The sequence below is a fragment of the Microbacterium sp. Kw_RZR3 genome (genome assembly GCF_029222405.1).
Taxonomy (GTDB): Bacteria; Actinomycetota; Actinomycetes; order Actinomycetales; family Microbacteriaceae; genus Microbacterium.
This window is the reverse complement of the sequence record NZ_JARHXC010000053.1, coordinates 1-12,797: the sequence shown is the minus strand read 5'-3', so window position 1 is coordinate 12,797 and position 12,797 is coordinate 1. Positions and strand designations below refer to the sequence as shown.

Here is a 12,797-nt window from a genome sequence, read left to right as displayed (position 1 = left end):
CATGAAGCGCTCCAAAATCCTTTTGGCCGCCACCGCGGCCGTCGCCCTCGGCCTGAGCCTCTCGGCCTGCGCCGGGCCGAGCGCCGGCGGCTCCGACGACGGCTTGAACACGATCTCGAGCGGCACGCTCCGTATCGGCACCACGGGCGACACCAAGCCCTACGCCTACACCGACAACGGCGAGCTCCAGGGCTTCGACGTCGAGATCGCACGCGAAGTGGCCAAGCGTCTCGACCTGCAGACCGAGTTCGTCACGCAGGAGTTCTCCGCTCTCCTGCCGGCGGTCGCGAACGGTCAGCTCGACCTCGCCGCCGCCTCCATCAGCGACACCGAGAAGCGTCGCGAGACGGTCGACTTCAGCGACCACTACTTCATCGCCTACATCTCCGTGCTCGCCTCCCCGGCATCCGGGATCACCGACGACGAGGCGACCCTGAGCGGCAAGCGTCTGGGCGTCGTGCAGGGCACGATCCAGGACAGCTACGCCCAGGAGAACTTCCCCGGCGTCGAGATCGTGCGCTTCCCCGACAACAACAGCGCGATCGCGGGTCTCACGGCGGGCACGATCGACGCGCACTTCCTCGACTTCCCCGTGGCGGAGGACTACGCGGCTCAGTCCGGCGGACGCCAGGAGATCGCGATCAACATCCCCGTCCCCGACTACCCCGTGGGCATGGCCGTGTCGAAGCAGAACACGGCGCTGAAGGATGCCGTCAACGGGGCCCTGGCCGACATGATCGCCGATGGGACCTGGCTGAGCATCGACATGAAGTTCTTCCCCGACCAGCCGGTTCCCGACCAGTTCCAGCCGACGAAGTGACCCATGGACCTCGCTGACACCCTGGGCAACATCGCGCGCAGCTTCTTCGACGTCACGTCGATGCTGCGAGCGCTGCCCGACATGCTCGCCTACGGCATCTGGAACACCCTCCTGCTGTCGCTCGCGGCCACCGTCATCGGCATCGTGCTCGGACTCGGCCTGGCCGTCATGGGCACGAGCCGGTCACGTCTGCTGCGCACCCTCAGTCGGATCTACACCGACATCTTCCGAGGGCTCCCGGCGATCCTGACGATCCTTCTGATCGGAACGGGGCTCGCCCCGCTGTTCAACGGCATCACCCGCGGAAACCCCTACCCTCTCGGCATCCTGGCGCTGAGCCTCATCGCCAGCGCCTACCTCGGAGAGATCTTCCGCGCGGGAATCCTCGCGGTCGACAAGGGCCAGCTCGAGGCCGCTCGCGCGCTGGGCATGACGCACCGCGACGCGATGCGACTCATCGTGATCCCGCAGGCGGTGCGTCAGGTGCTGCCGTCGCTGGTGAACCAGTTCATCGCCATCGTGAAGGACTCGTCGCTGGTGTACTTCCTCGGCCTGATCACGTCGCAGCGCGAGTTGTTCCGCATCGGGCAGGACGCCGCCATCACCAACGGCAACCTCTCGCCGCTGGTGCTCGCCGGCATCTTTTACCTCATCATCACGGTGCCCCTCACTCACTTGGTCAACGTGATCGACCGTCGCCTCCGTGACGGGCGTCCGCTGGGCCGTCGTCGTCGCCCGGCGAACGACGCTCCGGCTGAGACGGTGCTTCCCGACCCCATCCTGTCGGCAGGTCCGACCACCGCGCCGCAGAACGGAGCACAACGATGAGCGACATCCTCACCGCCCCCACGGGTGCTTTCACACCGGCGGCGGGCTCGCTCTCCGTGCGGGGGCTGACGAAGGACTTCGGACCGGTTCGCGTGCTACACGGCGTCGACATCGAGGTTCCCGCCGGGAAGACCACCTGCATCATCGGTCCGTCGGGATCGGGCAAATCGACCGTGCTGCGCTGCATCAACCGTTTGGAAGAGGCGTCGGGCGGAGCCGTCCTGCTCGACGGGGTCGACGTCCTCACGGGGTCGGACGACGCATTGCGCCGCCGGATCGGCATGGTGTTCCAGCACTTCAACCTGTTCCCGCACCGGACCGTGCTCGACAACATCGTGCTCCCCCTCCGGCGGGTGCGCGGCGTGAGCGCGGCCGCGGCGCGGGAGGTCGCGCACAAGCGCCTCGCGGAGGTGGGGCTCGCCGAGAAGGCCGACATGCGCCCGGCATCGCTCTCGGGCGGTCAGAAGCAGCGCGTGGCGATCGCCCGTGCTCTCGCCATGGAGCCGGAGGTCATGCTCTTCGACGAGGCGACGTCGGCCCTGGACCCCGAGCTGGTGAAGGGCGTCCTGGCGTTGATGCGTCGGCTCGCCCGCGCCGGCATGACCATGGTCGTCGTGACGCATGAGATGGGCTTCGCCCGCGAGGTCGCCGATCAGGCGGTCTTCATGGACCGCGGCGTGGTCGTCGAGGTGGGTCCTCCTGCATCCCTTTTCGACAATCCCCAGACGGAGCGCCTGAAAGCCTTCCTCGACCAGGTCCTGTGACCTGTCCTCACCACCAGGAGAATCATGATCATCGATGCCCTTCCCTCCGATCTCGCTCTGACCTCGAAGGGTCTGGTCCCGGATGCCACCTCCGGCGACCCCGAGCAGTTCACCGCCCCGATCGCGAGCGGTGGCGGCCTGCGCGTGGGCACGTGGATGTGCGAGCCCGGTGAATTCCCGTGGTCGTGGACGCACGCGGAGATGTTCCACATCATCGAGGGCGAGGGGACGCTGACCGACGCCGATGGCTGCGTGCATGTCATCGCTCCCGGCCGCGTGTTCTTCATGGAGGCCGGCGACACGGGCACCTGGGTCGTGACCAAGACCATCCGCAAGAGCTGGGTCGTCCCCGAGCAGGTCTGACGGCCGCAGCCGCAGACCCGAGAACGAGAACGAGAACGGACGACGATGAACGGCTCCCCTTCCCCCCACGGGCGACGGAGGGGCGCCGCTCATCGCCCCGCCGGGACTTCGGCGGCCCCACCCTGCCGCGGGGTCGGGATTCGATCGCATCCACGATGCGGGGCATCCCCCGACCCTCGAACGAACACGAGGCGGTGGCCGTTCGCGGGGTGGCGGCCACGGTCCCCTGTCGAAGGCAAGGCTTCCCATGCGCCGACTCGATGACATCGATGAGCAACTCCTGCGAGAGCTCCGGCGCAACGCCCGCGCGAGCCACGCGATGCTGGGAAGCGTCGTCCGACTTTCGCGCAACGCCGTTCGTCAGCGCGTCGAGAGACTCGAACGCGACGGGCACATCGAGGGCTACACGATCCGCGAGGCGATCACGGTCGGCCCCGGTGCCGACGCGGCCGTGGCGACCTTGCTCGTCCAGCGTCATGACCGGATGCGAGGCGACGACGTCGTGGCATCCCTGGAGGCGATTCCGGAGGTACGCCGGTGCGACGTGGTCGCCGGCGAACTCGACCTCGTCGTGCACGTGGAGGCTGCGAACACGACCCGCGTGAGCGAGATCTGGCGCCTCGTCGCGGGCCACCCGGGTGTCAAGGACATCACCACGGCGGTGACGCTGAGCGTCGTCATCGACAGGTCCCGGGCATGAGGAGGCTTCAGAGTGAGGTGCCGCCGAAGCGCTCGCGCAGCTCGGCTTTGATGACCTTTCCGGATGCCGTGCGGGGCAACGCCTCGATCACGACCACCTCTTTGGGGAGCTTGTAGCGCGCCACCTGCCCGTCGAGGTGCGCGCGCACGGCGGTGGTGTCGACCATCGTCCCCTCGCTCACGGTCAGCACGGCCAGCGGGACTTCGCCCCAGCGATTGTCCGGGATGCCGATGACGGCGACGCCCGTGACTCCCGGTATGTCGGCGATCAGGGCTTCGACCTCGGCCGGGTAGATGTTCTCGCCGCCGGAGATGATCATGTCTTTCGATCGTCCGCAGATGTAAAGGTAGCCGTCGGCGTCGAGGTAACCGAGGTCGCCGGAGCGGAACCACCCGTCGTCGGTCTTCGCCGCGCGCGTCGCTTCGTCGAGACCGAGATAGCCGGCGAAGACGTTCGGTCCCGTGACGTGGATCTCTCCCACGGTGCCGGCCGGGACCGGGCGCCCCTCATCGTCGACGACGCGTACCTCGGTGAAGAAGTGCGGGAGACCGACACTGCCCTGCTTCGCCCGCGTCATGTGCGGAGCGAGCGAGGTCGCCCCGGGCGAGGTCTCGGTCATGCCGTACCCCTGCGAGAACGACAGTCCGCGCTCTTCCCACGCCCGCAGGATGCGGTCCGGGACGGCGGATCCGCCGCAGGTGAGGGTGTGCAGGCTCGAGATGTCGGTGCTCGCCCAGGAAGGATGGTCGGCCATGAGCTGGAAGGTCGTGGGCACGCCGGAGATCATCGTCACGCGGTGCTGCTCGACGAGGTCGAGCGCGCGGCCGGCCTCGAACCCCTTCTCGAGGACGAGGGTCCCGCCCTTGAGGACGACGGGGAGGGCGCCCATGCCGAGCGAGGCGACATGGAAGAGCGGCGAGATCATGAGCGCCACATCGTCCGAGACGACGTCGTAGTCGATGATCGTGTTCACGGCCACGGCTGTCAGGTTCTCGTGCGTGAGTACGGCGCCCTTGGGGCGACCCGTCGTGCCCGAGGTGTAGACGACGGCGGCGGGGGCGCCCGGTTCGGCGATCACGAGAGCGGGGGCGGGGCCGGCGGCATCCATTCTCCGATCGAAGCCCGGTTCGCCGTTGCGTCCGGACGCTCCCGTGCGGATGCGTCGTGGCGGGCTCGCGAGACCGGCCTCGATCGCGTCGAGCCGGTCGTCGAACACAGCGTCGTGGACGAGCACGCGGGCGCGGCTGTCGGTGAGGACGTGGGCGATCTCGGGCCCCGCGAGCCGGGTGTTGACCGGGACGAAGACGGCGCCCATGCGCACCGCGCCGAACAGCGTGACGAGGAAATCGGGACTGTTCTCGCCGAGGTAGGCGACGGTGTCACCGGCGCCGACGCCCTCCTCGACCAGGACGGCGGACACCGCCTCGGCGCGGTCCGCGAGCTGTCGGTAGGTCAGTCGCTGGTTCTCACCGAACACCACGGCGGTCTTCTCGGGCGATCGCAGCCTGCGGCGGGGGAGCCAGGCTCCGAGTCCTTGGGTTCTCATGCGCGGTCTCTTCTTCGAGTGCGGATTTCGCGAAGGGGTTCGGGGCCCGCGCGTGGCGGGCCCCGGGCGGCTCACGCGTAGAAGCGGTAGAGGCCGCGTGCGACGACGGCGGGCTTGCTGCCGCCCTCGATCTCGATCGTCTGGTCGACGGCGAGCTGGTAGCCGCCGGCGATCTCGGTGATCTCGGCGACGACGGCGTTCATGCGCACGCGGGCGCCGACCTTCACGGGCGAGATGAAGCGGACCTTGTCGAGGCCGTAGTTCACCTTGGTGGTCACGCCCGTGACGTCCAGCAGCTCTGTCCAGAACTTCACGGCGAGCGACAGGCTGAGGAACCCGTGGGCGATCGCGCCGCCGAAAGGGCCGCCCTTCGCGCGCTCGGGATCGGTGTGGATCCACTGGTGGTCGTCGGTCGCGTCGGCGAAGAGGTCGACGCGGTCCTGCGTGATCTCGAGCCAGTCCGACCAGCCGAGGTCGGTGCCGGCGAGGCCCGCGATGTCGTCGTAGGCGATGGTGGTGGTCATCAGTTCTCCTTGGAGGGGGTCGAGAGGCCGAGGAGGCGCGCGGCGTTGTCCTTGACAATCCCCGGCATCACCTCGGTCTTCAGGGCGGTCTGCTCGACGTCGCGCATCCAGCGGTCGGGGGTGAGCAGGGGAAAATCCGAGCCGAACAGGATGCGGCTCTTCAGGAAGGAGTTGGCGGCTCGCACGAGCTGCTCGGGGAAGTACTTCGGGCTCCATCCCGACAGGTCGATCCACGTGTTGTGCTTGTGCGTGGCCACCGAGATCGCCTCGTCCTGCCACGGCACCGAGGGGTGGGCCATGATGATCTGCAGGTCGCCGAAGTCGGCCGCGACCGCGTCGAGCAGCATCGGGTTCGACAGGCCGAGGCGCAGGCCCCGCCCGCCCTTCATCCCCGCCCCGATCCCGGTCTGGCCCGTGTGGAAGAGCGCGACCACGCCCGCTGCCTGCAAGGCGTCGTAGAGCGGGTAGTGGCGCTCGTCGCTGGGGTCGAAGTTCTGCACCGTGGGGTGGAACTTGAACCCGCGGACTCCGGAATCCTCGATGAGCCGACGCGCTCGATCGACGGCGTCGACGCGGTTCGGGTCGACCGAGCCGAAGGGGATCAGGACGTCGTTGTGGCGCGCGGCCCCCGCGGCGATGTCCGCGCTGGAGAGAGGAGGGTGATCGAGGTGGCTCTCGGCATCCACCGTGAACACGACCGCGGCCATCGACCGTTCGCGGTAGTACTCCGCGATGCTGTCGAGGTCGGGGCGAGCGGCATCGACGGCGAAGTAGCGACTCGCGGCTGCCGCCAGGTCGTCAGGCAGCGACGCGTGGCCGTGCCCGTCGACCTCGATGTGCACGTGGACGTCGATGGCCTTCAGCGCCTCGACATCGATGGCGGACTCATAGCGGACCATGGTCGTCAGGCGGTCGGAGTGGGGCGCTGCAGCTCGGTGGGCAGGGCGGGGAACCGCTCGCCGACGCTCTGGAGTTCTCCGACCGCCTCGGCGAATCCGTCGTTCAGGGCCTCGAACGTCCAGCCGCCCTCGCGATACGCCGTCGCGACGGGCTCGGGGTGCGACCACAGCTGCAGGCGGTCGCCGCCGATGCCGATCGCCTGACCCGTCACGCCGGCGGCGGCGTCCGAGGCGAGGTAGGCGACGAGACCGGCGACGTCGTCGGAGGTGCCGAAGCCGAGGTCGTGTCGGAAGAACGCGGGCATGGGCTCCCCCGCAGCATCGGCCTCGACGGCGGCGGCGAAGTAGGGGACCGTCGCGGTCATCGCGGTGGCGGCGACGGGGATCACGGCGTTCGCGGTGATGCCGGCCTTCTTGAGCTCGAGCGCCCAGGTGCGCACCATGCCGACGATGCCCGCCTTGGCGGCCGCGTAGTTGGTCTGGCCGAAGTTGCCGCGCTGGCCCGTGGGCGAGCCGATGCAGATGATCCGCCCGGGGATCTCGTTCTGGCGCATGTACGTCGCGGCGGCCCGGACGGTGGTGAAGGTGCCGCGAAGGTGCACGCCGATGACGGTGTCGAAGTCGTCGTCGCTCATCTTCCAGAGGACCGTGTCGCGCAGGACCCCGGCGTTGGTCACGAGGATGTCGAGGCGTCCGAAGTTGTCCACCGCGGCCGCGACGAGTGCATCGGCGGTCTCGGTCGGGCCGACCGGGGCGGCGACGGCTACCGCGCGTCCGCCCGCGTCGACGATGGTCTTCACCGCGGCGTCGGCGGTGGCGGCATCCACGTCGTTGATGACGACCGCTGCCCCCTGGCGGGCGAGCTCCTGGGCGTAGGCGAGGCCGAGGCCGCGCCCCGAACCCGTGACGATGGCGACTTTGCCGGTGAGCGACATGGTGAACTCCTTCGTGTCGCCGCCATCGTGCCATCCATTCGTTGAAAATGTCAATGATTGAGTTTCGCTACACTGTCCTCATGACTCCCGCGGCCGACGACGACGCCGGCGAGGCGTCGCGGCTGGAGCACGCTCCCCTCGCCGACGACCTCGGCTTCCTGCTCGCGCGCGCGGCGGCGGTGTCGCAGGCGACGGGCAATGAGGCGCTCGCGGCGCACGGGCTGAAGGTGCGTTCGTACTCGGTCCTCGCCCTCGCCGTCACCGGCGGGCGGCCCTCGCAGCGGGAGCTCGCGGCCTTCTTGCGGCTCGACCCGAGCCAGGTGGTTGCCCTGATCGACGACCTCGAGCGGCGCGGGCTCGTCACGCGAGAGCCCGACCCGCGCGATCGCCGCGCGAACGTCGTGGCCGCGACCCTCGAGGGGCGGGCGCTCTACCGTCGTGCTCTCGTCGACGTCGAGGCGGGGGAGCGGCGCGCGCACGCGGCGCTCTCGCGCGCCGATCGGGCGGAATTGGCGCGGCTGCTGCGAGCGGCGGCGTTTCCGGCCGAGAGCTGAGGGGCGCCCGCTCCCGGCTCACGTGCCCGGGACTCTCGCCCCGAGGCTCGCGCCCCGGGTTCAGGCCCCGGGTTCACGCCCGCGGCTCGGGCCCCGGATCCGCCCCCGGGCTCAGGCCCCGGGTTCGCGCCTCGGCTCACGCCCCCGGGTTTAGCCGGTCCAGCAGATCCAGCCCGTGCCGCGCCCAGGCGATCTCGCCCTCGGCGCGGTCGAGGAAGCCCTCGTACGTGAACACCTTGAAGGCCACGATCGCGTCGTGATCGTGCTCGGTGTCGCTCGCGAGGCGGCGCTCCACGATCGGGTGCGTGCGCCGGCGGATGGCATCCAACTGCGCCTGCCACTGGGCGCGGCGCAACTCGTACTGCGCGATGTGCTCCTGCAGGTGGCGTCGCGCGACGTCGGGCTCGGTCCACTCGAAGTAGGCCGCGCGCAGGTGCGCCGGATCGCGTTCGCTCGGGTAGTCGATCGGCTCGCGCATCCAGGCGCGGAACGCGGCGACGCCCTCGTCGGTGACGGAATACTGCGTCTTCGTCGACTTCTCGCCCCACGGCACCGACTCATCGACCAGCAAGCCGTCGCGGACCATGCGCTTGAGCTCGGGGTAGATCTGCGAGTCGGGGGCGTGCCACACGTGCCCGACCGACACGTGGAAGGCCTTCGCGAGGTCGTATCCGGTCATGGGCTGGGCGGTCAGCAGGGCAAGGAGGGCGTAGCGCAGGCTCATCGGCCGCCTCCTTCGCGCTTGCGGATGCCGAGCTTCCACCGTATCTTCTCCGCTATAACTATCTTGATAGTGAGTGGACAAGGGAGTGCACCATGCAGGAGACAGTGACCGCGAAGCTGCTCGATCACCCGCGGAACGCGTGGTACGTCGCCGCGTGGGACCACGAGGTCGGGCGCAAGAAGATCCTCGCCCGGACCGTCGCGGGTCGTCCTCTCGCTCTCTACCGCACCGAGGACGGCCGCGCGGTCGCGCTCGCCGACGCCTGCTGGCACCGTCTCGCGCCCCTGTCGCAGGGCGCGCTGGTCGGCCCGGAAGACATTCGCTGTCCCTACCACGGCATCACCTACGACGCTCGCGGGCGCTGCACGAGCATGCCCGCGCAGGAGACGATCAACCCCAGCGCCCTCGTCCCCTCGTTCCCCGTCGTCGACCGGTACCGCTACGTGTGGGTGTGGGTGGGTGATCCCGCTCTCGCCGACCCCGCGCTCATCCCCGACATGCACCAGATGACGGATGCCGCCTGGACCGGCGATGGCCTCACGATCCACGCTCCGTGCAACTACCAGCTCATCCTCGACAACCTGATGGACCTCACGCACGAGGAGTTCGTGCACTCCAGCAGCATCGGCCAGAAGGAGCTCAGCGAGAGCGAGTTCGTCACGAGCCACACCGACACCACCGTCACCGTCGAGCGGTGGATGCACGACATCGAGGCGCCGCCGTTCTGGCTGAAGAACATGCGCGACAAGTTCCCGGGCTTCTCGGGCCGCGTCGACCGCTGGCAGATCATCCACTTCGAAGCGCCGTCGACGATCTGCATCGACGTCGGTGTCGCCAAGGCCGGCACCGGGGCGCCCGAGGGCGACCGCTCGCAGGGTGTCAACGGCTACGTGATGAACACCATCACCCCCGAGACCGCGCGCTCGAGCCACTACTTCTGGTCTTTCCAGCGCAACTACCGCCTCGACAGCCAGCTCATCACCACGCAGCTGCGCGACGGCGTGCACGGAGTCTTCGGTGAGGACGAGGCGATGCTCGCCGCTCAGCAGGCGGCGATCGACGCCAACCCCGACTACGAGTTCTACAGCTTGAACATCGACGCGGGCGGCATGTGGGTGCGCCGCATCCTCGAGCGGATGCTGCTCGCCGAGGGGCGCGACCACGCGCCCGCTCCGCGCCGCGGCGCCCAGTTGGTGCGCTGACGTGGCGGTTTCACGGACCGAGGTCTGGCAGGGCGGCACGGTCGTGGCATCCCGCTCCCTCACGCCCGAGATCCGCCGCATCGAGATCGAGGTCGACGACCCGGCACCGGTCGCGCCGGGAGCTCACGTCGACGTGCGTCTGACGATCGCGGGCGAGCGGGACCGGCGGTCGTACTCGATCGTGGATGCCACTGACGACGGCCGCCGCATCGCGCTCAGCGTCTACACCTCACCGGTGAGCCGCGGGGGCGCGGCCGTCATGAACGCCCTCGCGCCCGGTGACCGATTGGAGCTCACGCAGCCGCTGAACGACTTCCCGCTGAGGCCCGGGGCTGAGCGTTACGTGCTCATCGCGGGAGGCGTCGGCATCACCGCGATGATCGGAATGGCGGCGAGTCTCCGCTCCCGCGGAGCCGACTACCGCTTGCTCTACGCCGGTCGCAGCCGCGCGCTCATGGCGTACGTCGACGACCTGCGCGACACGCACAGGGATCGTCTGAGCCTGCACGTGCGGGACGAAGGGACCTCTCTGTCGATCCCCGACCTGGTCGCCGGCATTGACCCCGGCACCGAGGTCTACGTCTGCGGTCCGATCCGCCTGATGGATGCCATCCGCCGGGAGTGGATGAAACAGAACCGCCCGATCGCGGACCTCCGCATGGAGACGTTCGGCAACAGCGGATGGTTCGACGCGCAGGAGTTCACCGTGCGCATCCCGGCGACCGGGATCGAGGCGCGCGTGCGTCCGAACCAGTCGATGCTCGAGGCTCTCGAGGCGGCCGGCGCCGACATGATGTGGGACTGCCGCAAGGGCGAGTGCGGTCTGTGCGAGGTACGGGTGCTGGGCCTCGAGGGCGACATCGACCACCGCGACGTGTTCTACAGCGAGCGTCAGAAGGACGCCCGCTCGAAGATGTGCTGCTGTGTCTCGCGCGTGGTGGCTCCCGCAGACGGCGCCGCCGTGGTCGAGATCGTCACGAGCTGACGGCGTCGCTCTCCCGCGATGTTGGGGTGAGACTGCACGCTGCTGACATCTCCATTGCAGCGTGCAGTGGAGATGTCAGCTGTATGCAGTCTCGCGGCCGCGGCCGCGGCGGGGCGCCCGGCGGAGCGCGGAGCCGGGGTCAGTCGAGCCGCGAGTGCTCGCCGAGGCGGTGCCAGGTGCGGTTGTGGTAGACCAGCGCGGCGCCCGGCTCGCCGGGCTCGAGGTCGCGCTCGACGTCGACCTGCAGGGCCTGTGCGGCGATCACGGTCGAGCCACCGGCATCCATTCGACTGACGATCTTGCACCGCAGCCAGGCGCGTACGCCGTGGTAGACGGGCTCGCCGGTGGGAAGGCGCGACCACGTCGACGTGTCGGCGAAGCGATCGAGCCCGCTGGTCGAGGCGGTGCGCGCGAGACCGATGTCTTCGGCGTCGAGCAGGTGCACGACGATCGTGTCGGCCGCGACGATCGTCGGGGTCGCCGATGACAGCGCCGACACCGAGAAGATCAGCAGCGGCGGTTCGGCGCTCACCGACGACACCGACGATGCGGTCAGCGCGACGGGCCCGTTCTCGCCGTAGGCGGTGATCACGGCGATGCCGCCCGGGTGTCCGCGGAAGGCGCGCTTGAAGTCGTCCGCCGAGACCGAGGTGCCGATCGCGGGGGTGCTCTCGGGGGCTGCATGCGGAAGGGAAGTCATACCTCAAACGGTAGGCGCTTCCGCGTGCCTCGGCGTCGTCGCGTGCAACACGGCGACACGCTTCGCGCGATCCACCGCGGTCCCGAGTCACAGAGTGTGAAGCTTCACATTTACCAATTCGTGATGATTCGGCTGCCGATATTTCTTGACACAGCCAATTGTGTGAGCGCTAACATTCACGAGTCAGCCCACCCGAGGGGGCTGCATCACATGAACCGGCAGCGGTGCCGGCGAAACGAGGAGGTTTCAACATGAAGGCGAAGAAGATTCTTGCCGGGTTCGCTCTGGTGGGCGCGATCGCTCTGACCACGGCCGGCTGTGCCGGTGGGGGCAACACCGCCGGCGGCGGGGGCGGCGACGACAAGGTCATCACCGTCGGCTTCGCGCAGACCGGCTCCGAGAGCGGGTGGCGCAGCGCCAACACCGAGTCGATGAAGGAGGCGTTCTCCGAGGCGAACGGCTTCAACCTCATCTTCAACGCGGCCGACAACAAGCCCGAGGCGCAGATCGCCGCGGTCCGCAGCTTCATCAACCAGGGCGTCGACGCGATCGTGCTCGCGCCGATCGTCACCGACGGCTGGGACGACGTGCTGAAGGAGGCGAAGGATGCCAACATCCCCGTCATCCTCGAAGACCGCACGGTCTCCGCTCCCGAAGACCTGTACGCGAGCTGGGTCGGCCTCGACTTCAAGAAGGAAGGCGAGACCGCGGGCACCTGGGTCGCCGACAACTTCGGCAAGACGCCCACCAACCTGGTCGTGCTCGAGGGCACCACGGGCTCGTCGGCAGCGACCGACCGTGCCGCCGGGTTCGACGAGGCCATCAAGGGCACCGACATCAAGGTCCTCGACTCGCAGACGGGCAACTTCACCCGCGCCGAGGGCAAGACGGTGATGGAGGGCTTCCTGCAGAAGTACGGCTCCACGATCAACGTGCTGTTCGCGCACAACGACGACATGGGCCTCGGCGCCCTCGACGCGATCAAGGCCGCCGGCCTCAAGCCCGGTACCGACATCAAGATCGTGACGATCGACGCCGTCAAGGACGGCATGACCGCCCTGGCCGACGGCGAGTTCAACTACATCGTCGAGTGCAACCCGCTGCTCGGTGACAAGGTCGCCGAGGTCGTCAAGAAGGTCGTGGCCGGCGAGTCCGTCGACAAGAGCTACATCGTCGAGGACCAGGCGTTCGACCAGGAGCAGGCGAAGGCCGCTCTGCCCGACCGCAAGTACTGATCCCTCCCTCCCGGGGTG

The 12,797-nt window shown here is 68.8% G+C and carries 15 protein-coding genes; 9 read left to right on the top strand and 6 right to left on the bottom strand.

What is annotated here, in order from left to right; genetic code table 11:
* The first annotated feature begins 1 nt into the window (after position 1).
* From P2P98_RS02505 to P2P98_RS02485, 5 genes are all read left to right on the top strand, one after another.
* The gene (locus P2P98_RS02505; protein ID WP_275796895.1) at positions 2–820 is read left to right on the top strand and encodes an ABC transporter substrate-binding protein; all 819 of its coding nucleotides are present in this window, start codon (positions 2–4) and stop codon (positions 818–820) included.
* 3 nt (positions 821–823) lie between these two features.
* Positions 824–1,648, top strand: coding sequence for an amino acid ABC transporter permease (locus P2P98_RS02500; protein ID WP_275796893.1), 825 nt, complete (start codon positions 824–826; stop codon positions 1,646–1,648).
* Positions 1,645–2,412 (top strand): amino acid ABC transporter ATP-binding protein, encoded by a 768-nt coding sequence (locus tag P2P98_RS02495; RefSeq protein WP_275796891.1) that lies wholly within the window; start codon positions 1,645–1,647, stop codon positions 2,410–2,412. Before P2P98_RS02500 ends, P2P98_RS02495 begins: the two co-directional genes overlap by 4 nt.
* A gap of 24 nt (positions 2,413–2,436) precedes the next feature.
* Positions 2,437–2,775 (top strand): cupin domain-containing protein, encoded by a 339-nt coding sequence (locus P2P98_RS02490; RefSeq protein ID WP_275796889.1) that lies wholly within the window; start codon positions 2,437–2,439, stop codon positions 2,773–2,775.
* Positions 2,776–3,022: 247 nt separating this feature from the next.
* Positions 3,023–3,475 (top strand): Lrp/AsnC family transcriptional regulator, encoded by a 453-nt coding sequence (locus tag P2P98_RS02485; RefSeq protein WP_275796887.1) that lies wholly within the window; start codon positions 3,023–3,025, stop codon positions 3,473–3,475.
* A gap of 7 nt (positions 3,476–3,482) precedes the next feature.
* Here P2P98_RS02485 and P2P98_RS02480 read toward each other — a convergent pair whose 3' ends face one another.
* The 4 genes from P2P98_RS02480 to P2P98_RS02465 all read right to left on the bottom strand — a co-directional run bounded on the left by P2P98_RS02480 (position 3,483) and on the right by P2P98_RS02465 (position 7,379).
* Complete coding sequence (locus P2P98_RS02480; protein ID WP_275796885.1) at positions 3,483–5,021, bottom strand: long-chain fatty acid--CoA ligase; 1,539 nt, start codon at positions 5,019–5,021, stop codon at positions 3,483–3,485.
* Between the two features lie 71 nt (positions 5,022–5,092).
* On the bottom strand, positions 5,093–5,545 hold the full coding sequence (locus tag P2P98_RS02475) for a MaoC family dehydratase (RefSeq protein WP_275796883.1): 453 nt from the start codon (positions 5,543–5,545) through the stop codon (positions 5,093–5,095).
* Positions 5,545–6,444, bottom strand: a complete 900-nt coding sequence (locus P2P98_RS02470; RefSeq protein ID WP_275796881.1) for an amidohydrolase family protein — start codon at positions 6,442–6,444, stop codon at positions 5,545–5,547. The genes P2P98_RS02475 and P2P98_RS02470 overlap by 1 nt, the downstream gene beginning before the upstream one ends.
* 5 nt (positions 6,445–6,449) lie before the next feature.
* A complete protein-coding gene (locus P2P98_RS02465; protein ID WP_275796880.1) occupies positions 6,450–7,379 on the bottom strand; it encodes an SDR family NAD(P)-dependent oxidoreductase in 930 nt (309 codons plus the stop codon).
* 80 nt (positions 7,380–7,459) lie between these two features.
* On the opposite strand from P2P98_RS02465, the gene P2P98_RS02460 reads away from it, so the two are divergent.
* Complete coding sequence (locus P2P98_RS02460; RefSeq protein WP_275796879.1) at positions 7,460–7,933, top strand: MarR family transcriptional regulator; 474 nt, start codon at positions 7,460–7,462, stop codon at positions 7,931–7,933.
* A gap of 136 nt (positions 7,934–8,069) precedes the next feature.
* Here the strand turns inward: P2P98_RS02460 and P2P98_RS02455 are convergent, their stop codons facing one another.
* A complete protein-coding gene (locus P2P98_RS02455) occupies positions 8,070–8,657 on the bottom strand; it encodes a PadR family transcriptional regulator (RefSeq protein ID WP_275796877.1) in 588 nt (195 codons plus the stop codon).
* A gap of 92 nt (positions 8,658–8,749) precedes the next feature.
* Between P2P98_RS02455 and P2P98_RS02450 the strand changes: the two genes are divergently transcribed.
* A complete protein-coding gene (locus P2P98_RS02450; protein WP_058595347.1) occupies positions 8,750–9,859 on the top strand; it encodes an aromatic ring-hydroxylating dioxygenase subunit alpha in 1,110 nt (369 codons plus the stop codon).
* A 1-nt stretch (position 9,860) separates the two neighbouring features.
* Positions 9,861–10,844 (top strand): PDR/VanB family oxidoreductase, encoded by a 984-nt coding sequence (locus P2P98_RS02445; protein ID WP_275796874.1) that lies wholly within the window; start codon positions 9,861–9,863, stop codon positions 10,842–10,844.
* Positions 10,845–10,983: 139 nt separating this feature from the next.
* Here the strand turns inward: P2P98_RS02445 and P2P98_RS02440 are convergent, their stop codons facing one another.
* The gene (locus P2P98_RS02440) at positions 10,984–11,544 is read right to left on the bottom strand and encodes a flavin reductase family protein (protein ID WP_275796872.1); all 561 of its coding nucleotides are present in this window, start codon (positions 11,542–11,544) and stop codon (positions 10,984–10,986) included.
* 251 nt (positions 11,545–11,795) lie between these two features.
* On the opposite strand from P2P98_RS02440, the gene P2P98_RS02435 reads away from it, so the two are divergent.
* Positions 11,796–12,779 carry an ABC transporter substrate-binding protein gene (locus tag P2P98_RS02435; RefSeq protein WP_275796870.1) on the top strand — a complete coding sequence of 328 codons (984 nt, stop codon included), beginning with the start codon at positions 11,796–11,798 and terminating at the stop codon, positions 12,777–12,779.
* The last annotated feature ends 18 nt before the right edge of the window (positions 12,780–12,797 follow it).

Coding starts and splice junctions, on each gene's coding strand:
- P2P98_RS02475 (WP_275796883.1), bottom strand. CDS start 5,545: ATGACCACCACCATCGCCTACGACGACATCGCGGGCCTCGCCGGCACC.
- P2P98_RS02460 (WP_275796879.1), top strand. CDS start 7,460: ATGACTCCCGCGGCCGACGACGACGCCGGCGAGGCGTCGCGGCTGGAG.
- P2P98_RS02450 (WP_058595347.1), top strand. CDS start 8,750: ATGCAGGAGACAGTGACCGCGAAGCTGCTCGATCACCCGCGGAACGCG.
- P2P98_RS02435 (WP_275796870.1), top strand. CDS start 11,796: ATGAAGGCGAAGAAGATTCTTGCCGGGTTCGCTCTGGTGGGCGCGATC.
- P2P98_RS02505 (WP_275796895.1), top strand. CDS start 2: ATGAAGCGCTCCAAAATCCTTTTGGCCGCCACCGCGGCCGTCGCCCTC.
- P2P98_RS02495 (WP_275796891.1), top strand. CDS start 1,645: ATGAGCGACATCCTCACCGCCCCCACGGGTGCTTTCACACCGGCGGCG.
- P2P98_RS02500 (WP_275796893.1), top strand. CDS start 824: ATGGACCTCGCTGACACCCTGGGCAACATCGCGCGCAGCTTCTTCGAC.
- P2P98_RS02470 (WP_275796881.1), bottom strand. CDS start 6,444: ATGGTCCGCTATGAGTCCGCCATCGATGTCGAGGCGCTGAAGGCCATC.
- P2P98_RS02485 (WP_275796887.1), top strand. CDS start 3,023: ATGCGCCGACTCGATGACATCGATGAGCAACTCCTGCGAGAGCTCCGG.
- P2P98_RS02490 (WP_275796889.1), top strand. CDS start 2,437: ATGATCATCGATGCCCTTCCCTCCGATCTCGCTCTGACCTCGAAGGGT.
- P2P98_RS02480 (WP_275796885.1), bottom strand. CDS start 5,021: ATGAGAACCCAAGGACTCGGAGCCTGGCTCCCCCGCCGCAGGCTGCGA.
- P2P98_RS02440 (WP_275796872.1), bottom strand. CDS start 11,544: ATGACTTCCCTTCCGCATGCAGCCCCCGAGAGCACCCCCGCGATCGGC.
- P2P98_RS02465 (WP_275796880.1), bottom strand. CDS start 7,379: ATGTCGCTCACCGGCAAAGTCGCCATCGTCACGGGTTCGGGGCGCGGC.
- P2P98_RS02455 (WP_275796877.1), bottom strand. CDS start 8,657: ATGAGCCTGCGCTACGCCCTCCTTGCCCTGCTGACCGCCCAGCCCATG.